19 protein-coding genes are annotated in these 23,059 nt (G+C 58.5%); 12 read left to right on the top strand and 7 right to left on the bottom strand.

The features are described 5' to 3' along the window. Positions 1-21: 21 nt before the first annotated feature. Positions 22-591 carry a hypothetical protein gene (locus CU048_14125; protein QBR72952.1) on the bottom strand — a complete coding sequence of 190 codons (570 nt, stop codon included), beginning with the start codon at positions 589-591 and terminating at the stop codon, positions 22-24. A 349-nt stretch (positions 592-940) separates the two neighbouring features. On the opposite strand from CU048_14125, the gene CU048_14120 reads away from it, so the two are divergent. Genes CU048_14120 through CU048_14105 form a run of 4 tightly spaced genes read left to right on the top strand, consistent with a single transcriptional unit; the run spans position 941 to position 4,294 of the window. Next, a complete protein-coding gene (locus tag CU048_14120; protein ID QBR72221.1) occupies positions 941-1,369 on the top strand; it encodes a hypothetical protein in 429 nt (142 codons plus the stop codon). A gap of 39 nt (positions 1,370-1,408) precedes the next feature. Continuing rightward, a complete protein-coding gene (locus tag CU048_14115) occupies positions 1,409-3,067 on the top strand; it encodes a sulfite reductase (GenBank protein ID QBR72220.1) in 1,659 nt (552 codons plus the stop codon). After that, complete coding sequence (locus CU048_14110; GenBank protein ID QBR72219.1) at positions 3,054-3,785, top strand: phosphoadenylyl-sulfate reductase; 732 nt, start codon at positions 3,054-3,056, stop codon at positions 3,783-3,785. The genes CU048_14115 and CU048_14110 overlap by 14 nt, the downstream gene beginning before the upstream one ends. Further along, positions 3,740-4,294 carry a hypothetical protein gene (locus CU048_14105; GenBank protein QBR72218.1) on the top strand — a complete coding sequence of 185 codons (555 nt, stop codon included), beginning with the start codon at positions 3,740-3,742 and terminating at the stop codon, positions 4,292-4,294. Before CU048_14110 ends, CU048_14105 begins: the two co-directional genes overlap by 46 nt. 51 nt (positions 4,295-4,345) lie before the next feature. Here the strand turns inward: CU048_14105 and CU048_14100 are convergent, their stop codons facing one another. Further along, entirely contained in the window at positions 4,346-4,750 is a 405-nt protein-coding gene (locus tag CU048_14100) for a hypothetical protein (GenBank protein QBR72217.1), read from the bottom strand. 578 nt (positions 4,751-5,328) lie between these two features. Beyond that, positions 5,329-6,522, bottom strand: coding sequence for a hypothetical protein (locus tag CU048_14095; protein ID QBR72951.1), 1,194 nt, complete (start codon positions 6,520-6,522; stop codon positions 5,329-5,331). Between the two features lie 394 nt (positions 6,523-6,916). Between CU048_14095 and CU048_14090 the strand changes: the two genes are divergently transcribed. The 3 genes from CU048_14090 to CU048_14080 are packed head-to-tail and all read left to right on the top strand — an operon-like array spanning position 6,917 to position 9,193. Further along, on the top strand, positions 6,917-7,693 hold the full coding sequence (locus CU048_14090; protein ID QBR72216.1) for a hypothetical protein: 777 nt from the start codon (positions 6,917-6,919) through the stop codon (positions 7,691-7,693). A 9-nt stretch (positions 7,694-7,702) separates the two neighbouring features. After that, a complete protein-coding gene (locus CU048_14085) occupies positions 7,703-8,377 on the top strand; it encodes a tellurium resistance protein TerC (protein ID QBR72215.1) in 675 nt (224 codons plus the stop codon). A gap of 60 nt (positions 8,378-8,437) precedes the next feature. After that, a complete protein-coding gene (locus tag CU048_14080; protein ID QBR72214.1) occupies positions 8,438-9,193 on the top strand; it encodes a carbonate dehydratase in 756 nt (251 codons plus the stop codon). 11 nt (positions 9,194-9,204) lie between these two features. Here the strand turns inward: CU048_14080 and CU048_14075 are convergent, their stop codons facing one another. Beyond that, entirely contained in the window at positions 9,205-10,170 is a 966-nt protein-coding gene (locus CU048_14075) for a nitronate monooxygenase (GenBank protein QBR72213.1), read from the bottom strand. Between the two features lie 68 nt (positions 10,171-10,238). Then, on the bottom strand, positions 10,239-10,646 hold the full coding sequence (locus CU048_14070) for a MerR family transcriptional regulator (protein QBR72212.1): 408 nt from the start codon (positions 10,644-10,646) through the stop codon (positions 10,239-10,241). Positions 10,647-10,713: 67 nt separating this feature from the next. Between CU048_14070 and CU048_14065 the strand changes: the two genes are divergently transcribed. After that, positions 10,714-11,361 (top strand): cobalt transporter, encoded by a 648-nt coding sequence (locus tag CU048_14065; GenBank protein ID QBR72211.1) that lies wholly within the window; start codon positions 10,714-10,716, stop codon positions 11,359-11,361. 13 nt (positions 11,362-11,374) lie between these two features. Then, positions 11,375-12,319 carry a cation transporter gene (locus CU048_14060; protein QBR72210.1) on the top strand — a complete coding sequence of 315 codons (945 nt, stop codon included), beginning with the start codon at positions 11,375-11,377 and terminating at the stop codon, positions 12,317-12,319. A gap of 58 nt (positions 12,320-12,377) precedes the next feature. On the opposite strand, the gene CU048_14055 is transcribed toward CU048_14060, so the two are convergent. Next, positions 12,378-12,965, bottom strand: a complete 588-nt coding sequence (locus CU048_14055; protein ID QBR72209.1) for a cysteine methyltransferase — start codon at positions 12,963-12,965, stop codon at positions 12,378-12,380. A 122-nt stretch (positions 12,966-13,087) separates the two neighbouring features. Further along, entirely contained in the window at positions 13,088-16,576 is a 3,489-nt protein-coding gene (locus CU048_14050) for a hypothetical protein (GenBank protein ID QBR72208.1), read from the bottom strand. Between the two features lie 382 nt (positions 16,577-16,958). Between CU048_14050 and CU048_14045 the strand changes: the two genes are divergently transcribed. Genes CU048_14045 through CU048_14035 form a run of 3 tightly spaced genes read left to right on the top strand, consistent with a single transcriptional unit; the run spans position 16,959 to position 22,940 of the window. Further along, positions 16,959-17,834 carry a hypothetical protein gene (locus tag CU048_14045; GenBank protein QBR72207.1) on the top strand — a complete coding sequence of 292 codons (876 nt, stop codon included), beginning with the start codon at positions 16,959-16,961 and terminating at the stop codon, positions 17,832-17,834. After that, the gene (locus tag CU048_14040; protein ID QBR72206.1) at positions 17,746-19,362 is read left to right on the top strand and encodes a hypothetical protein; all 1,617 of its coding nucleotides are present in this window, start codon (positions 17,746-17,748) and stop codon (positions 19,360-19,362) included. The genes CU048_14045 and CU048_14040 overlap by 89 nt, the downstream gene beginning before the upstream one ends. A 14-nt stretch (positions 19,363-19,376) precedes the next feature. Next, positions 19,377-22,940, top strand: coding sequence for an error-prone DNA polymerase (locus CU048_14035; GenBank protein ID QBR72205.1), 3,564 nt, complete (start codon positions 19,377-19,379; stop codon positions 22,938-22,940). Positions 22,941-23,059 lie beyond the last annotated feature (119 nt).

Here is a 23,059-nt window from a genome sequence, read left to right as displayed (position 1 = left end):
TTTAATTGAACCCGCGTGGCTTCAAAGCGCGCGAAAATCAGCGTCGGGCTCGGAGAGCTTTTTTTCCATCTTCTTTTCTTCCCGGCGAACGATATACATAAACACAATCACGCCGGCGACGACAGCGACGAGGGCCGCGATGCCGAGCGGGCCGCTCACCCGATGAATGGAATCGCCAAAAAGAAAAGCGCCAATTCCGATCACAACTGCCCAGGTGACCCCGCCGAGAGCGTTAAAGAACAGAAATTGCCGCCACTCATATTTGTTCACGCCCGCGAGCAAGGCGGCGAGGACTCGCAGGAAGGCGACAAAACGGCCGAAGAAAACAATTTTCGCACCATGTTTTGCAAATAAATATTGCCCGAGCTTGAGGCGGCTCTCTGAAAGGTGAACGAATTTTCCGTATCGCAGAAGAAACTTGGTTCCCCAAGTTCTGCCAACCCAGAAGCCTATATTGTCTCCGATGATCGCCCCAGACGCCGCTGAAGCGATGACCAGGGAAAGGTTAAGCTCCCCGGTGGCACCGGCATAGCCTGCCGCAAGCACCAACACGGTTTCGCCCGGGAGCGGAACGCCGGCGCTCTCCAGCATGACGATCAAAAAGACGACCCAATAGCCATGTTGAGCGATGAGCGGTTGAATGTGTGAGACGAACACGAAGACTCCAAACACGCCTCGCGCAACAAATCGTCGGCGCGAATGAGGGCATCCGATACGAAATTGAAGCGGGAGAGGCAAGCCTAGCTTCCCGCGCACAGCGAAAGCTCAGTCGGCCGCGCCGCGGGCGAACGGACCTCCCCTATTTGGAGCGATCCTGGGGCGCATGCGAGGGGAGCAGTAAAAAACTTCATAGGCCGATGCTATGCGACCCCCCCGCCGGGTCGCATAAACGGCACTTGAACCGAGCCAACGAAAAAATGGCTTATTATACATATATAAAATGTATTTATATATAAAAGCTCGCCAAACTCTGTTAATTGGACTATATGCAAGTCAAAGTGTAGTTCTGGTGAGCACCGTTATGTCCAAGGTTGTTACAGCAAATCGGCTCGCCGATGGCGGGGTGGTTTATATCGGCCGCGACGGATCCTGGTCGGAAACGATCGAAGAGGCGAAAGTTTTTGCGACCAAAGAGGACGCCGAAGCAGGCCTGGGCGCCGCCCGCAACGACGCCAGGCGCAATCTTATCGTTGAACCTTTTATTGTCGAGGTCGCAGAGGATGCTGCCGGCTTGCATGCGGTGACCTTGCGCGAGGCCATTCGAGCCCGTGGGCCAACCATAGACTTCTTGCCGCCTTTGCGAGAGCTGCGCGAAGCAGATCCTTCGCCGGACCTCGTGGCCCGCCAAGGCATCAGTGTGTTTTCTTGAATTGACGCGACTCGGCTAGCTCGGATGGGCGCACCTGGCATGTACCGCTACGATGAATTCGACAAAAGCTTTGTGGCCGCCCGTGTGGCTCAATTCGCCGATCAGGTTGCTCGCCGCCTTTCTGGCGAGCTGGACGAGGACCAATTCAAGCCGCTGCGGCTCATGAACGGCGTCTATTTGCAACTCCACGCCTATATGCTTCGCGTCGCGATCCCCTATGGCACCTTGTCGTCTCGGCAGCTGCGCAAGCTCGCCTTCATCGCGCGCCATTATGACAAGGGCTACGGCCATTTTACCACGCGGCAGAACATCCAGTTCAATTGGCCGGCGCTCGCAGATTGCCCGGCGATCTTGAATGAGCTTGCCGAAGTCGAGATGCATGCGATCCAGACGTCCGGAAATTGCATACGCAATGTCACGGCCGATCAATTTGCCGGTGCGGCCGCCGACGAGATCGAAGACCCCCGCCCCTATGCGGAAATTTTGCGGCAATGGTCTTCGCTGCATCCCGAATATTCGTTTCTCCCGCGCAAATTCAAGATTGCGGTCAATGGCGCGGCTAAGGACCGGGCGGCGATCAGGGTGCACGACATCGGCTATCAGATCGTCAAAAACGCGGAAGGCGAGATTGGTTTTGCGGTTTATGTCGGCGGCGGCTTAGGCCGCACCCCCTTGGTTGCGCATAAGATCCGCGACTTTCTGCCAAAGACGGATCTGCTCGCCTACACCAACGCAATTTTGCGCGTCTATAATCTCGAAGGACGGCGCGACAATAAATATAAGGCGCGGATCAAAATCCTCGTGCATGAGAAAGGCGCTGACGTCATTCGCGCCGAAGTCGAGGATCAATTCGCCAATCATCGTGAAGATGCCCTGACCTTGCCGCAGAGCGAGATTGATCGCATCCGCGCTTATTTCGCTCCGCCCGTACTGCCGCCGCGCGCGGAGTCTTCGTTTGCCCTGGAAAAACGCAAAGCGACCGACCGCGGGTTCTCCCGTTTCGTCGCGCAAAATGTGGTGGCGCATAAAACACCCGGTTACGGGATCCTCACTATTTCCTTAAAGCCGATCGGCGGTATTCCCGGCGACGCAAGCGCGGACTCGATGGATCTTGTCGCCGATCTCGCCGAACGTTTCTCGCATGATGAGATCCGTGTCGCCCACGAACAAAACCTCGTTCTCCCCCATGTCGCCTATGATGATTTGCCGGCGGTTTACGACGGACTCGTGAGCCAAGGTCTTGCAACCGCCAACACCGGCCTTGTGACCGATATTATTTCCTGCCCCGGCCTTGATTATTGCGCGCTGGCGACCGCCCGCTCGATTCCGATCGCGCAACAGATTTCAGAGCGTTTCGGCGACACTGTCAGGGCCAAGGAAATCGGGGAGCTCAAGATCAATATTTCCGGCTGTATCAATGCCTGCGGACATCACCACGTCGGCCATATCGGCATTCTCGGCCTCGAGAAAACCGGCGCCGAAGCCTATCAGATCACGCTTGGCGGTTCCGCCGACGAGACTTGCGGCGTCGGTGCGATCACCGGCCGCAGTTTTTCGTCGGAAGAAATCGTCGACGCGATCGAAACCGTGGTCGATACCTATTTGAAGTTCCGAACTGACCGAAGCGAAGATTTCCTCGCGGCCTACCGGCGGATTGGGATGGAGCCGTTCAAGGAGGCGTTGTATGCGCGGGGATGACATCCTCTTCGGTGATACCGATCTGGCCGCGCAGCTTGCGGCCAAATATGCCGAGACAGACACCCAAGAAGTGCTGCGCGCTGCCATCGAAGATCTTTTTCCTGGCCGGATCGCGCTCGTCTCCAGTTTTGGCGCGGATTCTGCGGTGCTTCTTCACATGGTCGCGCAAATCGACAAAGCGACGCCCGTGTTCTTTATCGATACCAAGGTTCTGTTCAAAGAGACAATTGCCTATCGTGAGCAGCTCGCCGCTCATCTTGATCTCCGCAATGTCATCACCATTGGGCCCGACCCAATCAGGCTCGCGGCCGAAGATCCCGAAGATTTCCTTTGGGCGACCGACCCTGACGCGTGTTGCGAGATCCGGAAGGTCGTGCCCTTGGCAGAGGCCCTGAAAGGCAATGATGCCTGGATCACCGGGCGCAAACGCTTTCAGGCCCAAACACGGGCAACACTCCCCTTGTTCGAAGCCGAAAGCGGGCGGATCAAGGTCAACCCCCTCGCGCGCTGGTCCGCAAGCAAGATCCTTGGCTATCTTGATGCCTTTGCGTTGCCGCGCCATTCGCTCGTCGCGAAAAACTATCCCTCGATCGGCTGCATCCCGTGCACCTCGCCGGTAAAGCCCGGCGAAGACCTGCGCGCGGGCCGCTGGCGTGGGCGCGGCAAGATTGAATGCGGCGTCCATACGCAAGCCCTCGACGCTTTATCGGATCATTGAAGATGCCCTTATACAAAGGCGATGCTTTCGCGCCGGACCAATGGCGGATCTTGGCGCAAGGAGAGGATTTTCCCCCTAGCGGCAAAGTCATTTTGACCTTGCCGCAGTGGCAAGATGCGAAGCATCAAGCGCGACCGGCCGATATCGCGCTCGGACTATTTGTGGAACCGGGAACGTCGGCGCAAACCATCGCGCCGGAGCTTCGTCACTTCGCCCTGGTCATGATCGCTTTTCCCAAATTCACGGATGGGCGCGGCTACTCGCTCGCACATCAATTTCGCCGCAGCTATGGATTTAGAGGCGAATTGCGCGCCACCGGCGACATTCTCTTCGATCAGCTGCAATTGCTGGCCCGCTGCGGTTTCGATAGTTTTGACATCCGCGATGAGGCGACGCTTCGGCTGCTGGAAGAAGGGCGGAGACCCGATCTCGGCATTTTCTACCAGCCAGGCCTTGGACGTGAAGTCGCCGAAGAAACGAGGCCCTGGGCGCGGCGCGCACTGGCTTGAGCTCGAGGCGACGCCGCCAACGAAGCGGCCCAAGGCCGCTTCCGGCTCGCATCAATTGGAAGACGTTTCGCTCTGCAAATGTTCCTGGCAGCACTTTTTCGAAGTCCGCCGTGGACGCGGCCGTTCGGAGGTTGCTCGCGTCCTAGTCAGGGCAAGCGACAGGTCCGACCGATCCAAACCCTTTGATTCCATGACCGGTAGCAAAATATGCTGCAGCCCAGAAAGGATCGGCTGATCCGCTCCATTCATAGCGGCCCGAAGAGCCTCTTTTTCCTGTTCTCCGCCAATCTTCTCAAAATGAAGAACCGCGCGAGCCGTGAAGGCGCCAATTGATAATCCATAGTTGCCGGCGGTGGCGCCGACCTTGCTCGCGAAATCGGCTCCCATCGATGCAACGGCGGCATGGGCGACCTCCTCGTTCGAACACGTATGGATTATTTCGGCGATTAAGCACATGACATCCCTCGCTTTCGCGGGTTTACTGAACAGAGACCCAGGTCCCATTGAGTGCTTGATGACATCCCCTCTCGAAAGTTTTTCAGACGTTCCTAAAGCTTATCTGTAGCGCGGCCCTTTTCCGACTGAAGGTTTTTAAATAGTAATTCTAACACTGTTATGACGTCAACCTTATAATCCATGTTGCTTTGCAATATAAAAATTCGGTTCGGTTTTTAATCTCGTCAAAAAACCGTGAATGACCTCAATTGCATAGTATCCACCAAGATGGGACGGCCCGTGTCCCAACCGATCTTGAGAGGACCAATAAATCGGCCTTCTCACTTTGCAATAAGTCCAGAGTTTAAATAGCGTTTGGCAATCCTATCGACTTCCGTAAAGCTTGGCGCCTGCTTGCTCGGCCTTTGCTTCAAAGCTTGGAAGTGGATGGGCAAATTGTTGTGCGTTTGCGGGCACACAACCCCTCTAGCTCGTCAACCCCCCATGACGACGAAAGTTCCGAGGGAATTTCCCCAAATTGTGCCGACCGGACGTTCTTGGCTGTTTACCTTGCCCGAACCATCCCTGATTGCCCGTTTTTACTGAGGCGGAGCCGCAGGGGCGCCGGGCGAAGGCGGCACTACGGCGGCCGCATCAATCGGGGCAAGCGGTTTGGCGATGATCTTGGGGTCGACCGGCTTCTCCCCCAGCACGGCCTGGACATTGGCGTCCTGCGGTCTTTGCTCGGTGATCTGAGAGCCGATCGTCCGCACAACTTGGGGGGCGTCGGCATAGGTGCCATGGCCGATCAGCCCTCGCGTTTCCCGCGAGAGATCATAGGCCTTGACCCCCAGCGCTTCCAGCTCCGCGAGATCCTTGGGATTGTTGGGATCCAGTCCACCCAGTCGGGGACGGTCCCCGGCGAGGGTCCGCGAGATCGACAGGGCGCGATCATTGGCAGCCACAAGAACAAAAATATGCGAACGGTCGAGCCGCGCCAGTTGCTGGCGGAAAACGTTGAGATCGATATCGGGCGCGGCGAGCATCACGTCTCCGAGCTTGCCATTGAGATCCGGGCTGCCGGAAATTGCGTTTTCGCGCAGGGCCTCCATGGTCAGCCACGCGCCCATCGAATGGGCGAGGATGTGGACGCGGCCAACATCCGGTACTTCGGAAAGCTGGTGAATGAGCCTGCTGAGGGCATCGCGCGCAGAGGTCGCGTTTTCCTTTGCCGCGCCATAGTCGAGGATGCTGCCCGTCGCCGGCCAAGTATAGAGGACGGGAACACCGCCAAAGCGCCCATCGGCGGCGATCTGGGCGAGCCGGAACCTTGCTTCGTCATAGCTCGTGTTGAAGCCATGGATGTAAAGCAAAATATCCCGATTGGAGCCTACTCGCCCGGAAAGATGGCTGGCGATTTCGCCCAAGAACGCGGTCTCGTCCAGCGCTCGCCGGCTGGCCGCGACGAAATGATTCTGCGGATCTTCAGAACCGAAGCTGGGCCGTTCTATCACGCCGGGCTGATGTCCGGGGGGCACGCTGATCATTTGCAGCGACAGGCGCGAACCCTTGTCGACCGCGATCTCGCTTGAAGCGCCCCGCTCGCCCTTGCGAGTCGAGGCGACAAAAATGGAAATCGCGCGAGGTTCGACCGAAGCTTCGCCCATCCCCGACAAGCCCACCGAGGCACAGCCAGAAACAAGCAAGCTCATAAAAAAGCAGGCAATCCCACAAGCCACGAGCGCGGCGATGGCTTGCGTTCGCGGGATCAGGCCGCCAGAGGCGTGCACCATTTTGCTTTTTCCTCGCGACATCGTGCTCCAATTCAATGTTTGATCCCAAGCCGAGCGCATCTTATTAAAGCCGATCGACTTCGGTAAGGAGTTGGTCCACCTTGTCGACCCGGCCATTTCCACACTGGGCGAGTCCAATCCGGAAATCAGCCAGAAGTCGGTCAAATTCCATCGACCATCGAGCCTTGCTTAAAGACAAGGGCGGCAATTCGACAACGACTAAATGATTTGGCTCCTTCATGACTGCTAAAGGTGTCGGGAATGCGACCACTGGCATCCGGTCGGGGAAAGAAAATACGGGCGCGCGCGAAGGGCGGTGCCTCCTGAATCCGTCAAGCCTTGCCTTCAAAAGCCGGGGTTTTCGGCAACCGGCCTATGGGCCATATCTTGTTCATTGTTCGCCGTGGCAAAGCTTGTCGCCATGAGGATTCGCATCCTGGTCACCGGGTTCGGCAAATTTCCAGGCGCCCGCCGGAACCCGACGGCATTGCTGATCCATGAACTCCGTAAGCATAGAGCGCGGCTCTCTCGCCTCGGGATCGCATTGGAACTCGACGTCCTGCCGGTCGTCTATCGTGAAGTGCCCATAAAGCTCCGCCGTCTTGAAGAAACATTAAAGCCGGACGCACTTCTGCATTTCGGACTTGCGGCACGCTCAAAGCTCTTCAAAATAGAAACAAGAGCGCTCAATCGGTCGAGCCTTCTGCATTGCGACGCTTCGGGTCGACGTGCCCCGCACCGCGTCATTGTTCCCGGCGCGCCGCATATCGCGAAGTCGACCTTTCCCGGCCGCCAAATCGAAGCGGCGCTCCGTCGTGCGAAGCTTCACGGACAATTGTCGATCGACGCCGGCGACTATGTCTGCAATCAGTCGCTGATGGCTTCGCTCGCCCAATCGAAGGCGCGCGCGATCGGCTTCATTCATGTGCCGCGTATCGCGCCAAGCACTCGGCGAAACGATGCCTTGCGAAAAGGACGCCCAAGCCTGCGCGACCTGATCCAGGTCGCGCTCATCGCGATCCTCATCACCGCCCGGAAAATTCGCCAAGACCGGGCGATTGATTTCGCCAAAGGCTCAACCGAAGTTTCTTTTTCAACGCGGAAGCATTACGATTTCGTGATGAAGCCAGCAGAGGGTCCGGCGCTTGACCTTGCGCCCTTCATGGCCTAGCTCCAAACGATGGACTTCAGTACAACGGCTTTTTGGCTCCCGCTTCTAGAGATTATCTGGATCGATATTCTGCTATCGGGGGACAATGCCGTCGTCATCGCACTCGCGTGCCGGTCGCTGCCCGATGGGCAACGGAAAGCCGGGATTGTTCTCGGGTCCAGCGCGGCCGTGGCGTTGCGCGTCGTTTGCACATTTCTGGTCGTGGAATTGTTGGCGCTGCCCTTTGTCAAGGTTGGGGGCGGCCTCTTGTTGCTTTGGATCGCGATCCGCCTCGTCGGTGAAGAAGCGCCCGAGAAAGCCATCAAACCGGCCAACACGCTGTGGTCGGCGATCCGCATCATCGTCGTCGCGGATGCGGTGATGTCCCTTGACAATATGATGGCGGTGGCAGCCGCGGCCAAAGGATCGAAACTCTTGATCCTCCTTGGACTGGCCCTGTCGATTCCATTTATCATTTTCGGATCGACGCTGCTGCTTCCGCTCTTCAATCGGTTTCCCATTCTCATCTGGGCTGGCGCGGCCCTGCTCGGCTGGGTCGCGGGCGATCTTATCGGCGCCGATCCGGAGATCGAGGTTTGGCTGCGGCCGCGCCTCCCAAATTTCGAGCTTTGGTGCGCGGCCGCCGGCGCTTTTTTTGTGATGCTGGTGGGTTGGCTCGGCAATCGACAAAAAAGCGTGGAGTAATGTAAGAACATATTGGTCATCCGTTGACCGATATGTTTCTTTTTCTCCGGGGGTTTAACGATGCATCGTCGACGACTACTGAAAGCGCTTGCCGGACTTGCGATGTGCCCGCTTTGCGCAGATACCGGATTCGCAGCCGAGGGATCGCACTGGAGTTATCAAGGCACCACCGGCCCCAATCATTGGGGCGATCTGGATCCGGCCAGCCGCCTCTGCACAGTCGGAGATAGGCAATCGCCCATCGTCATCGACGGTGCCATCGAGGCGCAGTTGCCGGCGCTCCAAATCGCTTGGGCGGGACGCCCCGACACGATCGTTAACAACGGCCATTCCATTCAGCTCAATTTCGGCTTGGGCGGGACGCTGAAGATTGGCTCCGAGCTCTACACGCTCGATCAATTTCACTTCCATCATCCGAGCGAGCACGTCGTCAACGGCAAGAACTTCGCGATGGAAATTCATTTCGTTCATCGCGATGTCAAAGGATCTGCCGGCGTGATCGGTGTGATGATGACAGCTGGCAAGCCAAATCCGGTCTTCGCCAAAGTCGCGGCGACCATGCCCGCGGCCGAGGGTCCCCCGGTCAAAGCCGATCCAGGCATCGATCCGAACGGTCTGCTTCCCCCAAACCTCGGTTACTATCGCTATTCGGGGTCGCTCACGACACCGCCGTGCGACGAGATCGTCGACTGGATGCTTTTGACCGATCCCATCGAGGTGGCGGAGGCTGACATCGCCGCGTTCGCCAGGCTTTATCCCATGAACGCGCGGCCGGCCCAAAGATTGGAACGCCGCTTCGTGTTGCGCTCGGACTGAGCCTGGCATCATCAATGCGCGCAAAGATCTTCCTTTGCGCGCAGATATTCGCGGCGCATTCTTTGGATGATTTCCGCGGCGGGCAAAATATCGCTGGTGGCGCCGACCCCTTGCCCGGCCCCCCAAATATCGCGCCACGCCTTCACTGTTTCGGCGGCCTTACCGGCCTCGAAGTTCATCACGCTTTTGTCGCGTTCCGGCAAATGGTCGGGATCGAGCCCGGCGTTGATCACACTCTGGCGGAGATAATTTCCGGCCACGCCGGTAAAATAGGCTGAATAAAGAACGTCGGAAGCGTCACTCGCGACAATCATTTCCTTGTAGCGCAGATCGGCATTGGCCTCTTCCGAGGCAATGAATCGCGTGCCGACATAAGCAAAGTCGGCGCCCATCGCGCGCGCGGCGAGCACGCCCCGTCCCGTTGCGATCGCGCCCGCCAATGCGAGCGGACCCTGCCAAAACTTGCGCACTTCCTCCACGAGCGCGAAAGGGGACAGGGTGCCCGCATGCCCCCCTGCTCCGGCACAGACAAGAATCAGCCCATCGACCCCTGAATCGATCGCTTTCCTGGCGTGGCGGACGCTGATGACGTCATGAAAAACCAGGCCGCCCCAGGCATGTACGTGGGGCACAATTTCTTTCGGTGCCGAAAGGCTCGTTATAATGATCGGCACTTTGTATTTGCCGCACAGCGCGAGGTCATGCGCGAGCCTGTCGTTGGAAGCATGAATGATCTGATTGACCGCGAATGGCGCAACTTCGGCGCCTGGATTTGCAACTGCGAATGCGGCGAGTTCGGAGGTGATTGTCGCGAGCCAATCCTCGAGCGCCTCCTTCGGCCGTGCATTGAGGGCCGGAAAGGCGCCAATGACGCCGTTCTTGCATTGCGCGATCACCAAACGGGGATTTGAAATAATAAAAAGGGGCGCGCCGATGACCGGCAACGACATGGGTTGCAAATTCTGAGGCCAGGCCATTTCGTTCCCGTTGAATAGAGTTTTTAGCGTTGCCAACACTTTGATTAATGTGACACGTTCCCCACGAACTATGCAGCGGGGGCGAGGGCTTCAATAATACGACACTCCGCAATCGTGCCATGCTGGCATTGGTCAACGAGCTGGCGAAGCTCGGCGCCAAGCGCCATCAGATCGGCGAGCTTGCGTTCCACTTCGATCAGGTGAACCCGCGCGATCCGGTCAACTTCGGCGCAGGACCGATCCCGGTCATCGGATAGCCGCAGCAGCTCTCGCACCTCGTCCAGCGAGAAACCAAGATCACGGCCGCGCCGGATAAAGCTCAGGCGTTCAAGGTGACTGCGGGCATAGACGCGATAATTGCCGCCGGTGCGCGCCGCTGATGGCAATAGGCCGATATGTTCGTAATAGCGAACGGTCTCAACCTTGGTGCCGGTGAGGCGCGCCAACTCGCCGATGCTGAAGGTGCCAATCGACATGTCCTTGACCCTGTAGTGGCTACAGGGTTTATTTAAGCGGTCATCCGAACTTTGTCGAGGAGACCTTATGGCCTGCTGTCATCATGACCACGGTGCCAGCGCCAAGCCGCTGAACAGCCCTCGCTGGCGGCGCGCGCTTTGGGTTGCCTTCCTCATCAACGCTGGGTTTTTTCTGACCGAAATCGCCGCCGGTACCGCAGCCGGCTCGACCGCCCTGCAGGCCGACGCCCTCGATTTCTTCGGGGATGCAACGAACTACGCCATTAGCCTTGGTGTGGCCGGAATGACGTTGACTTGGCGCGCCCGTGCCGCTGTCGCCAAAGGCGGCACTTTGATTGTTTTCGCGCTATGGGTGCTTGGAAGCACCACATGGCACGCGTTCTACGGCACTCTGCCACACGCCGAGGTCATGGGCCTGGTTGGTCTTGCCGCCTTGATCGCCAATGGTGGCGTGGCGCTCATGCTCTACCGTTTCCGCGGCGGTGACGCGAACATGCGCTCCGTCTGGATTTGCTCACGCAATGATGCGCTCGGCAATGTCGCGGTGATGCTCGCGGCGATGGGGGTTTTTGGTACTGGCGCCAACTGGCCAGATTTGGTCGTGGCCGCCCTTATCGGCGGGCTGGGTCTGTGGGGTGGCTGGCAGATTGTCTTTCAAGCGCATTATGAGCTGCGTACTGGAAGGGCAACGCACGCCGTCACGGCGGCCGAGTAAACACGGGGGACCGATGGCTAAGCATGAACATCACGATCACGACGGCCACGCGCCCGACGCCGGTCATGCCCATGCGCATGCGCCGAAAGACTTCGGCGCCGCCTTCGCGATCGGCATTAGCCTCAATCTGGGTTTTATCATCGTCGAAGTCATCTATGGGCTGTTTGCGAACTCGATCGCCCTGATCGCCGACGCGGGCCATAATCTCGGCGATGTCCTTGGGCTTGTGATGGCATGGGTTGCAACGCTGCTGGCACGGCGCGCGCCCTCGCTCACCTATACTTATGGACTGCGGCGCGGCACGATTTTGGCCGCGCTCGGCAATGCGGTTTTGCTGCTGGTGTCGGTCGGCGCAATCGCGGTCGAGGCGGTGCGCCGTCTGATGGAGCCGAGCGACGTCGCAAGTCTGACCGTCATGGCCGTCGCGGCGATCGGCATTGTGATTAACGGCGTGACGGCATGGCTGTTCGCCTCAGGCCGCAAGGGCGACATCAACCTGCGTGCCGCTTTCCTGCACATGGCCTATGACGCGCTTGTATCGGCGGGCGTTGTGGTCGCCGCCGGAGTGATCCTGCTCACCGGCTGGACGCGGCTTGATCCGCTCGTCAGCCTCGCGATCGCCGGGATCATTCTGGCCGGCACCTGGAGCCTGCTGCGGGACTCCGTCGGCATGTCGCTCGATGCGGTGCCGGCCGGGATCAAGCTCGACGAGGTCGGCGATTTTCTGCGGCACCAGCCGGGCGTCGTCGCGATTCACGACCTGCATATCTGGTCGATGAGCACGACCGAAACCGCTTTGACGTGCCATGTCCTGATGCCGGGCGGGCATCCCGGCGACGTATATTTGGTGGAACTCGCGCAACAGCTGCACGAGCGCTATGACATCGGCCACACGACGATTCAAGTCGAACTGGATGAGAATACCATCTGCGCACTGCAACCGGATCATGTGGTCTGAGCAGGTTCCAGAAGCTGCGGAGCTTTCGGCCAGCCCCAACAGAAGAATCGATCAAGCGCTAAGGCCGCACCGCGTCGCCGGTGCGTTCTGAGCCAACCACCATAGCGAAGTCGTCGAAAAATCCGGGCTCGCCATTTCCAGCGCCTTCGAGCGAGAGGAGTCTGAGTTTGGTCAGAGTGCCGCCATTGGCGGAAAAGCCGCCGAGCCTGCCACTGGCAGCGACCACCCGATGGCACGGCACGATGATCGCAAACGGGTTTCGCCCGAGCGCTTGTCCGACGGCACGGGCAGCGCCGGGCGCGCCCATCCGCATCGCAAGCTCGCCATAGGTCAGCGTCTCTCCGCGCGGAATGCCGCGGGCAATCGCATAGACACGACGATGGAATGGCGGCACCCTCTCCATGTCGAGAACAATCGAAGAAAGATCACAGGCTTTGCCTTGCAGTAGCGCGACGATCCCGTCTCGCGCGCCTTCGATCTCGGGGAGCGGCGGCGCTTCCCGAGCACCGGCAAATCTTGCAAGCACCCGCTTCCGTGTCTCCCGGACGGTGGCCTCCGGAAGCTGCGCGCCGACGATGCCACGCGATCCCCACGCAATCGCGCATCGGCCAATTGGTGTGTCGAAGAGGGTAAAATGTATGGTCATGCTCGCATTCTAGCATTTGCCGCCGTGGAGGCAAAAATGCGAAGGAGGAAATTCCCCTAAAATTTTCCGGGCGCCGCGATAAGCGCAGATCAGGCCAGAACCGATGCCTGTAGCTTTCTGCCCTAAAGACCTGGGATCAGTCCGTTTTCAATGAAAACCGTCCAGCCGAAACTGCCCATCGGCAAGATCACTGCCCTCACAAGCGGTTGTTGGGTAAACGGACCAAAGGCACCATCCCTGAGTTGCTCGACCCGCCGCAATAAGGTTTCCAACTGTTCCGCGTAGCGCGGATTGTCGTCTATGTCCTTTTGCTGCGGCAATGGATGAGCGGCGGCGAGTGTACCTTCCTCCGCGCAGGGAGCTTGGTTTGTCCCAGTATCATTTCCGAGGGAATGCGCCTCTCGGCGTGATGCGGATTGATCGCGTTCCTTGGCAGAGGGGCCTTGCAGACGGATGATTTTATCCGTGAGACTTTGCTTTGTGGCCTCGCGCGCGGACGTCGCTGCCCACCACAACATGATGGCGCACCCGAAGACGACGGAAAGACTAATGCCCTGCGCGACGAGTATCGTCGAGCTTGGGGCATAATTGGCGAACACCGAGCTGCGGGAAATAATCAGCAAAGCGATCAGCACAAACGGATAATAGATCAGCCATCCGATGCACCGCGTGCGCTTGGCTACGAATTCCAGATCGATCCAGTCATGAACAATTTCGGGTTGCAGCTGCATGCGCTTTTCGAACAGCTTTATCGTCTCGAGCGGCCATTGCGTTGCCGCGCGACGCAGTTTGTTGACAAACAGCAGGCAGAAACAGGTCGCATCGAAAACGAAGAAAGTCAAAAACAGCATGAGTATGACGTCAAGCCGCGTCGTCCACCAATAAGCATTATAGGCAAGAATCCCCCGCGCGGGGATTGTGGGCTGACCTAGCATGGGCGCGATGACAAACCTGAAGATCATAAACATCGCGAGAGTGTAGGTGAGCGCGCGCCAGAAGCGGCGAGACCAAAATCGCTCTTGCCCGACATAAGCCTTCCAAGCCGCTTTGACTTGGAGCGATCGAGGTTCCTTTGCGCGATCATCCGTCTGGTCCGGATCGGCATCAAGAGAATAATCAAAAATGCTCGTAATCGTTTTCCGCAAATAGGAGAAGACGCCCAAAAAGCGTCTTTCCCGCCAAAAAGAAGCAATCTCTTTCTTAAGGGTGAGAATGCGGCTCAGGATCTTTTTCAAAAAGCCGCGCTTATCGGCGGGTTCGAGGTGCATTTCATCGGCGATCTCGCGGAGGTTGTCGTGGAGGCCGCTTTGAGCGCGCCAAATGAAATACAACGAGAGAATGATACCCAGACCTCGCAGCAAGACGGTCGGCCAAACGCTCACGCCTTGCAGCATAAGGATCGGTTCACCTTTGCCATTGTCGGTCACAAATTCCGCGAATTGCTCCCAATAGACGGAGGCCAGCGCACCCGCCGCAAGACCGAGGCCGACGAGGCCGACCTCGACGCGCGCATCCTTCGGGACTTTACGGAAATAAAGTAAGGCAAGGGCAAGGAAGGCTGCAACCGCGAGGCCCAAGGCCAATTTTTTTCGGCCACTCTCCTCAAACGTCGGAAACAGCTTTTCGTTGTCCGGCTGAATGTTCATTAGCCCATGCATCCCGCCTTCCGCGGCAGAACGCCCCTCGTTAGGGGTCGTCGCTTTGGCGAGCAACGGCAGCGGATTGCACGAGCCGGACCCTTGCGGGCAGTCTTCGGGCTGCGGGTCATAATTCATGGGCTGAACGGGCACCTGCTCCGCGGTAAAAGACAATACCTCTCCGGTTCGGCTGATTTCAAAAATACGGGGGATTGAGAGCTGTCGGGCGAGATCATCGGAAAAGCCTTCCGGCGTCGCCCAATGATTGGCCGGATTGCCGATCGCCGCCAGGGTAGCAAGGAACGCAGAGGTTTGATAACTGCTGCGGAAAGAAGGGATCCCACCTTGGATGGCTTCGGTGAGTTTGGAGCCGAAACTCGACGCAATGACGAGATTGCGGGTCCAGGGAAGTTCGCTCTCGATGGTGAAGGCTTCATCAAAATCCGTGGTGAAAAACAACGCCTCCGGGAATTCGGGTCGCAGCGCCCGTAACACGAGAAGCTTGTCAAACACGTCGCTGCCGAGGATGCCGATCGCCTGTAATCGGCGGCCTTTCTTACGAAGCTCATCGTCCGTTTTATGCAGATCCCTGCTCATCCGCCGGAGGTAATCGAATTGACCCTGCCCGACAGGCCGGTCCAAATTTTTGAGGTCGGTTTGAGTTTTGAAGAAACCTGCCGCGCCAGCTGGTTTTGCATCTTGCGGCGCCGATTTGTCTTGCCTCCGGTCTTCCGCCCCGTCTGTCATGGGCGTTAGACCATCGAGTCCCCTCAGATAGGTGAGCTTGTGTATCCAGCAAACCGTGCCATCTTTACATGGATTTCTACCGAACCCGGCCTCGACCGCCTTGGGAAGAGTTTGGCCGTAAAAAGTGTCCCATTCGGAAATCAGCGCCAAATCCCCGTCCTTTCTATCCGGACCGACTTTGACGTTCCGCAGCTTGAGTTCACTTACAAGGCCGCTGGCCAGCGTGTCGTCACTCGCAATGGTTCTTTGCAGGTGGAGGCCTAATAGATTTTCAAAAATATCCCGATTTTTTTCGGGGGAAGTAGCGATTGTCCCCAGGAGTTGGGCGTCCGGTACGCTGGCGCCATAAGCATAAAAATTTACGTCCTTCAGGTCGGGACCGTAGGCTTGATCCCGAGCTGCACATTTTTCTTCAGGCCTGCCGGAAACGGGCAGGCACGCTTCCCTCACCATGCCCTGCAGAATATCCGACGAATAGGGGCCGATGATTTTCAGCCTTTGATCCTCTCGCATGTGAAGGAAAGTCTTGAGTTCATGAACTTTCTGGAGAGGTCGCTTTTTCAAGCTTTCTTCTTTTAACCACAGCAGAAGAATGCTCCGAGAAGAGCTTCGATTCACTGAGAGGTTGTGTTGCGGCATCTCAAACCATTCAAAGGGAACGAAGGATTGTGACGCACCCTCGATTGCCGCCATCTCGTCCGGGTCCTGACCTCGCTTGGAGGATTTTGACTGTCGCGACAACGCAACCGGCGGCAATTGCGCCATAATGGGAGTTAGGGCGAGCTTATTGGGATCATACCACTTCGTGTAGGCGTCCGCCGACAAGAGAAGCGAGGGTGGAATAGCCGGCGACAAGACCGGTTGCGGGAGGAGAAACGTCTGCGGTTGTTGTGGAAACCAGAAATAGCCAATGTGGCGTGCGTCGCTAGGCACAAAGCCGGCCCGTTCGAGGCCTGCCAACACGGCGTAGCGCGTGCGTCTTCGTTGCTCGGCATCCTCTGAATAAGGGGCCCCCGAGACTGTGACGCCAATCACCAGCGTCTCTTCGCCGTTTTCCGAATCCAAGGGTGAGTTGCAAGTCTTGTCACTGCTATTCAGACATTGCTGTCCGCGTTCGCTCTTTCCCAGTTTTTCGATAATTCTGGCAACGGCCGCAAAAGGATCCTGCCATAAGCGGGCATCGATCGTCTGCGCGTCGGCTTGCTCGCCGATGTTCGTCTCCGTCATCGCCGGACGCGAACCCACGAGCGGTGCTTCTCGATGAAAGAGATACGTACCGGTCGCAAGAAGGGCAACAAAGACGACGCTGCCGCTCGCTAAACTCGTCCCTGGCTGCTTGTCATCGTTTGCCATGAGCCTACTCTCAGTAGCCCTTGATCCGGCAGCGTCGCTACCACCGATTATTTCGCTCCTCGATCGGGAAAGGCGACGTTTGATGCACAGGAAACGAGGGCCATCCTCGACGTATCATTGTTCTGCCGCCGCGAAATCAGCCACTTGTCCGACCCCCTTGACTCTTATTCCCGAAAGGGGAATCAATGAGAACAAATAGAGAACTTATGGCGAGCCGGGAGTGCGGCCGATGTCGCATAGCGGCAGTTCGGAACGAGTGGATTTTTTGCGCCAGAAAATCGCCTGGATCGAAGCCGGCTGTGGTCTGAGCCCCTCCAGAAACGGTTTCCTTCAACGCCGGGCTCCCGAGCCCGCAGGAGTAACTCTAGGCGAGAATTGCAGCCTCGATAGGGTGTTGCAGGGTGGCCTTTGCCGCAGCGCCTTGCATGAGATCGTGCCGGCCGGTGCCAATGATGCGGCGGCGGCATGTGGTTTCGCCCTGGCCTTGGCTGCCCGGTTTGCCGCAAAAGTCGACCAAACCCAATCGACCATTATTTGGATCGTCGAGGATTACGCCGGACTGGAGAATGGCAGGCCTTATGGGCCCGGGCTCGCGCTTCATGGCATCGATCCCGCTCGCCTCCTCCTGATCCATACGCCGCATGTAAAGGAAAGCCTCTGGACCATGGAAGAGGCCTTGAAATGCCGCGCGGCCGCCGTGATCGCCGAAATCGGAAACCCGCAAAAGGCCTATGACCTCGTTGCGTCCCGCCGCCTTGTTCTCGGGGCGCAAAAAAGCGGAACGCCAGGCCTGATGCTCATGGCCGCGCCCGGCGCGCGTGGGTTTTCGAGCAGCGCGAAAACCCGTTTCGAGATTCTTTCACGACCCGGATCTCGGAAGGAGGACCTGGCAAGCCTGGGACCTGTTCCAGGCTTGCCGCCGCCGGGCCTTGCTTCCTGGTCCGTCCGCATCCTCAAGGCCCGCGCCGGTCCCTCCGGCGTCGGCTTCGACCGGGATAGGTTTTTTGCCGTTCTCTGGGATCACGAAGAGGCATGTTTCCGCGATGCGTTTCCTCTCCCTCTCGCTGCCTTTTCTCGCCATCGACCGGATCAATCGGCTGAGGCGCGCGCAAGGCTTGCGAAAACCGCCTGATGCTCTGCTCGCGACGGTCATCAAAATCAAGAGCGCGCAAAGACTCGCCGCCGTCGACCCGCGGGCCATGGCCTTGGGTCTTAAGCCTGGCATGACGCTCACCGACGCCCGTGCCATGCATCCTTCCCTCGTCTGTATCGATGCGGATGCGAGAGCCGAAGCGCAGACACTCGAAAATCTGACCGACTGGTGCCGTCGTTTCACGCCCCTTGTGGCGCTCGATCCGCCCGATGGCGTAATGCTCGATGTGAGCGGCGCAACGCATCTTTTTGGGGGCGAAGAAAAACTTATCGCTGAAGTCGAGGACCGGCTCAAAGACCAGGGCTTTGGCGCCCGCGCTGGCCTTGCATCGACGCCGGAAGCGGCCTGGGCTTTGGCACGTTATGGCGCCCTGCAAATCCTGCCGCCAAATCTTGACCAAAAAGAACTCGCTCGCCGTCTCGGCGATCTGCCGCTCGCAGCCTTGTGTGTCGATGCGGCAACTCTTGCCGATCTCGCGCAGGCGGGATTGCGCCGCATCTCCGACATCATCCTGCGGCCGCGCGCGCCGATCACCGCAAGATTTGGTCCTTTTCTGCATGCCCGGCTCGATGCGCTTTTGGGGGTTTCCAAAACCGCGATATCGCCGCGTTTCGAGGCGCCGGCCTATCTGGCGGAGCGGCGCTTTCTGGAAGGCATTACGCAACGTGAGGACATCGAAGCTACGTTCTTGTCGCTCGCACAGGATCTCTCAAGCCTTCTCTTCCTCCATGACGAAGGCGCGCGGCGCCTTGAGGCAAGCTTGTTTCGTGTCGATGGCATGGTGAAACATTTTGAGGTGGGCACGAGCCGGCCGTTACGCGAACCCAAGGCCATCGCAAGACTGTTCCACGAACGCATCGAAAGAGCCAATGTGGAGACCGGCGGCGATGCTTTCGACGCCGGCTGTGGCTTCGATGTCATTCGCCTCGCGGCCCTTGTGGTCGAGCGCCAGAATCCCGAGCAAACGAATTTCGACATTGGCCAAAGCGATGCCGCCGATACCGCCGATCTCGTCCATCTCATCGACCGGCTCGGCGCGAGATTGGGATTGCGGCGGGTCACCCGGCTCGCTTTCAACGCCACGCATGTGCCGGAATTCGCGGTCGTCGCGGTTCCCGCCGCGGCGGCGCGCAGCTCCGCCTCGATCTCCCGCCCATCCGCCAAGGTGCATGCCAAGGACGAGGCGCGGGAGGGGGCCGAACCTGCAAGCACGCTCCCTTCTCGTCCGATCCGGCTTTTGCAGCGGCCGGAGCCGATCGAAACCATCGCTGGCGTGCCCGACGGGCCGCCTCTGCGATTTCGTTGGCGCCGCGTCATGCACGAGGTCGCGGCCATCGAAGGCCCGGAGCGCATCGCACCTGAATGGTGGAACGACGAGACGGCCTTGACCCGCGATTATTTCCGCGCCGAAGACAGCGAGGGCCACAGGTTCTGGCTCTTTCGCGAAGGTCTTTTCAACGGCGAAACGGCGCGGCCGCGCTGGTTCATGCACGGTCTCTTTGCATGACAAGAGATGCTGACATGACAAGAGAGCCTGGCACGGAAAGGGATTCCCCGCGCTATGCCGAACTCGCCGTCACGACGAATTTTTCGTTTTTACGCGGCGCTTCGCATCCGCAAGAGCTTGTCGCCCAAGCCCTGGATCTGGGCCTTGCCGGGATCGGGATCGCCGATCGCAATTCGCTCGCCGGTATTGCGCGCGCCCATGTTTTCGCCCGCGAGCATAAGGCTGCCGCGAAAGGCCTTCGCGTGGTAAGCGGCGCCCGGCTCGTCTTTTGCGATCATACACCCGACATTTTGAGCTTTCCGAAGGACCGCGCCGCCTATGCCCGCCTGACGCGGCTCCTCACGCGCGGCAACGCCCGCGCGCAAAAAGGGACGTGCCTGCTCACGCAAAGCGACCTCATCGAGCATGCGCAAGGTATGCAACTCATCGTCATGCCAAAGAGCAGCTGGGAGGCCAAGGATACGCGCAGGCAGGCGGCAAAAATCCATTCCGATTTAACCGATGCCCCCAAAACCGTGACCGAAGGCAAAGAGCCGTCTTACACACATTTTGCGTTGCTGGACTCGCTGCGTGCCGCCACGCAAAATAACGTCTGGCTTGCGGCGTCGATGACTTATGGCCGGCACATGCGGCGCGATCTTATGAACCGCCGCGCTCTTGCACGCAGGACCGGCCTTCCGCTTCTCGCCACCAACGATGTTCTCATGCATGCGCCGCAGCGGCGCGCCTTGCAGGATGTGCTCACCTCTATCCGTGAAGGCGTGACTCTGGACGCAGCAGGCTATCGGCTCGAGGCCAATGCCGAGCGCCATCTCAAAGACGCGACCGAGATGGCGCGTCTCTTTGCCGAGGCCCCCGAGGCGATCGCAGAGACCTTATATTTTCTGGAAGGCATCAACTTCAGCCTCGATGAGCTTCGCGGCGATTATCCCGAGGAATTGCGGGAGGGCTTTGCAACACCGCAGGAAGCTTTGGAGGCTTTCACCCATGAGGGGGCAAGGCAGCGCTATCCAAACGGCGTTCCGCCACATGTGCGGCAAGCGATCGCGCATGAATTGAAGCTTGTCGCGGAGCTCGATTACGCGCCCTATTTTCTGACTGTCCACGACATCATGCGCTTTGCCCGTTCGCGCGGCATTTTATGCCAAGGCCGTGGCTCGGCAGCCAATTCGACGCTCTGCTTTTGTCTCGGCATCACCGAGGTCGATCCGGCCATTCATGATCTTCTTTTTGAACGCTTTATTTCTACCGAGCGCAACGAGCCTCCCGATATCGATGTCGATTTCGAGCATGAACGGCGCGAAGAAGTCATGCAATATATTTATGAGCATTACGGCCGCGCCAGGGCCGGCCTGACGGCGAGCGTCATCACCTACCGCATGCGTTCGGCCATTCGTGAAACCGGCAAGGCGTTCGGTTTCTCGGAAGATGCGGTTTCAGCTTTATCCAACACGGTCTTCGGCCATTCGTCGACACTCGACGCACAAGAAACACGCAAGGCAGGTCTGGATCCGACCGAAGCCAGGCTCGCGAAAGCAATCGAACTCGCCAGCGAACTCATGGGCTTTCCGCGCCATCTTTCGCAACATACGGGCGGCTTCGTCATTACCCGCTCGCGCCTCGATGAAACCGTGCCCATCGCCAATGCGGCGATGGAAGACCGTACCACCATCGAATGGGACAAGGACGATCTCGACGCCCTTGGCATTTTGAAGATCGACGTGCTGGCACTCGGCATGCTGAGCTGCCTGCGCAAGGGCTTCGACCTCATCAAAAAATATTACGACAGGGACATGACATTGGCGCGCCTGCCCGCCGAGGAGCGCGCCGTCTATGCCATGATCTCGCGCGCCGATACGATCGGCGTGTTCCAGATCGAGAGCCGAGCGCAAATGTCGATGCTGCCGCGCCTCAAACCAAGCACGTTCTACGATCTCGTCATCGAAGTCGCGATCGTGCGGCCAGGGCCGATCCAGGGCGACATGGTGCATCCCTATCTGCGCCGCCGGCAAGGTTTGGAGCCTGTCTCCTATCCTTCCAAGGAACTCGAAGCTGTGCTCTGCAAGACGCTGGGCGTCCCCTTGTTCCAGGAACAAGCGATGAAGATCGCCATCGTCGCCGCCGGCTTTACCCCGGCCGAGGCCGACCGGCTGCGCCGCTCCATGGCGACGTTCAAACATGTCGGCACGATCAGTACCTTCCAGGACAAGATGGTGGAAGGTATGGCCGCGCGCAATTATCCACGCGATTTCGCGCTGCGCTGCTTCAAGCAGATCGAGGGCTTCGGCACTTATGGCTTTCCGGAAAGCCACGCGGCCTCCTTCGCTCTCCTCGTCTATGCCTCGGCCTGGATGAAATGCCGCTACCCGGATGCCTTTGCCTGCGCTCTTCTCAATGCCCAACCGATGGGGTTCTATGCTCCGGCACAAATCGTGCGCGATGCCCGCGAGCATGGCATTTCCGTCGAGGAGGTGGATGTCAATTTCTCCGATTGGGACGCAACACTCGATCCCTATACAAGCCAGCCTGATTCAACAGCAAGGCAATTGCATCCCCGCCATGCCTCCATGCAAAGCGAGATCCTCTCGACGCATCGGCTCCGGCTCGGTTTCCGCCAGATCAAAGGACTTTGCGAAGCCGACATGCAGAAGCTCGTGGCCTTGCGCAAGAATGGTTATGATTCGATCCGCGATCTTTGGCTGCGCACCGGGCTTTCTCCCGGCATTCTCGAAATTCTGGCGCAAGCCGACGTGTTCGGCTCGCTCGGTCTCGACCGGCGCGAGGCGCTTTGGGCCGTGCGCGGATTAAACCGTGCCGGCGACAAGGATGATCTGCCTTTATTGCAAGCTCTGAGCTGGTGCCCGCTCGAAGCTGACGCCATGCTCCCGCCCATGCCGCCCGGCGAACAAGTGATCGAGGATTACCGCCATTTGTCGCTTTCCTTGAAAGGACATCCTGTTGCCTTCGTGCGCGAGAGGCTAGATCATGATGATTTTGGATTAACTCAATCCAAAATCATGAACGTGATCGATTCCAAAAATTTAGAGCGGGATGCGGGCGGAAAACCGGTTTCCACTTTTCCTCATCCCGCTCTAACACAAAATAAAATTTGCCGCGCCGAGGAGCTCGCCATCCTTCCCCCCGGCGGCCGGGTCAGCGTCGCCGGCCTCGTTCTCGTGCGCCAGCGCCCAGGTTCGGCCAAAGGCATTATCTTTCTCACATTGGAAGACGAAACCGGAATTGCCAATGTCATTGTCTGGCCGAAGATTTTAGAGATTTACCGCCCCGCGGTCATCGGTGCGCGTTTCATCGCGGTGACAGGACGCCTGCAAAACGAGGCGGGCGTGATCCATGTCGTCATGGAGCGCGCCAAGGATTTGACGTTTCTCCTTTCCGACCTCAACGCTCAGGGAAGCCTCCCTGGCCTTGCCCGTGCCGTAAAGCGGCCAAATCCTCCCGGTGACAAGAGCGAAAAATCCCAAGCGAGCCTTTTTGGCGAACCGCAGATGCTAACCCGGGACCCCTCCCCCGCTGCGGGGATCCAGCACGCCCTGCCGAAAGGCCGCAACTTTCAATAGCTTTGTGCCTAACCGGCCTCGATCTTGCTTGCTCCTTATATCAAACAATTTACGCCGCCCACGCCGCCCTATCCCAACGTTCAGCTTCTTCCCGTGTTCTGCGCCGAACGCAGAGCCCG

It is taken from the genome of Beijerinckiaceae bacterium (assembly GCA_004564215.1).
Taxonomy (GTDB): Bacteria; Pseudomonadota; Alphaproteobacteria; order Rhizobiales; family Beijerinckiaceae; genus Methylocapsa.
This window is presented reverse-complemented; position numbering and strand designations above follow the sequence as displayed.

What these genes read in the sequence shown, in the direction of transcription:
- CU048_14080 (QBR72214.1), top strand. Translation starts at nt 8,438, where the DNA reads ATGCATCGTCGACGACTACTGAAAGCGCTTGCCGGACTTGCGATGTGC.
- CU048_14120 (QBR72221.1), top strand. Translation starts at nt 941, where the DNA reads ATGTATTTATATATAAAAGCTCGCCAAACTCTGTTAATTGGACTATAT.
- CU048_14050 (QBR72208.1), bottom strand. Translation starts at nt 16,576, where the DNA reads ATGACGGAGACGAACATCGGCGAGCAAGCCGACGCGCAGACGATCGAT.
- CU048_14110 (QBR72219.1), top strand. Translation starts at nt 3,054, where the DNA reads ATGCGCGGGGATGACATCCTCTTCGGTGATACCGATCTGGCCGCGCAG.
- CU048_14035 (QBR72205.1), top strand. Translation starts at nt 19,377, where the DNA reads ATGACAAGAGAGCCTGGCACGGAAAGGGATTCCCCGCGCTATGCCGAA.
- CU048_14125 (QBR72952.1), bottom strand. Translation starts at nt 591, where the DNA reads ATGCTGGAGAGCGCCGGCGTTCCGCTCCCGGGCGAAACCGTGTTGGTG.
- CU048_14100 (QBR72217.1), bottom strand. Translation starts at nt 4,750, where the DNA reads ATGTGCTTAATCGCCGAAATAATCCATACGTGTTCGAACGAGGAGGTC.
- CU048_14115 (QBR72220.1), top strand. Translation starts at nt 1,409, where the DNA reads ATGTACCGCTACGATGAATTCGACAAAAGCTTTGTGGCCGCCCGTGTG.
- CU048_14105 (QBR72218.1), top strand. Translation starts at nt 3,740, where the DNA reads ATGCGGCGTCCATACGCAAGCCCTCGACGCTTTATCGGATCATTGAAG.
- CU048_14085 (QBR72215.1), top strand. Translation starts at nt 7,703, where the DNA reads ATGGACTTCAGTACAACGGCTTTTTGGCTCCCGCTTCTAGAGATTATC.
- CU048_14095 (QBR72951.1), bottom strand. Translation starts at nt 6,522, where the DNA reads ATGGTGCACGCCTCTGGCGGCCTGATCCCGCGAACGCAAGCCATCGCC.
- CU048_14075 (QBR72213.1), bottom strand. Translation starts at nt 10,170, where the DNA reads ATGGCCTGGCCTCAGAATTTGCAACCCATGTCGTTGCCGGTCATCGGC.
- CU048_14070 (QBR72212.1), bottom strand. Translation starts at nt 10,646, where the DNA reads ATGTCGATTGGCACCTTCAGCATCGGCGAGTTGGCGCGCCTCACCGGC.
- CU048_14065 (QBR72211.1), top strand. Translation starts at nt 10,714, where the DNA reads ATGGCCTGCTGTCATCATGACCACGGTGCCAGCGCCAAGCCGCTGAAC.
- CU048_14060 (QBR72210.1), top strand. Translation starts at nt 11,375, where the DNA reads ATGGCTAAGCATGAACATCACGATCACGACGGCCACGCGCCCGACGCC.
- CU048_14040 (QBR72206.1), top strand. Translation starts at nt 17,746, where the DNA reads ATGCGTTTCCTCTCCCTCTCGCTGCCTTTTCTCGCCATCGACCGGATC.
- CU048_14055 (QBR72209.1), bottom strand. Translation starts at nt 12,965, where the DNA reads ATGACCATACATTTTACCCTCTTCGACACACCAATTGGCCGATGCGCG.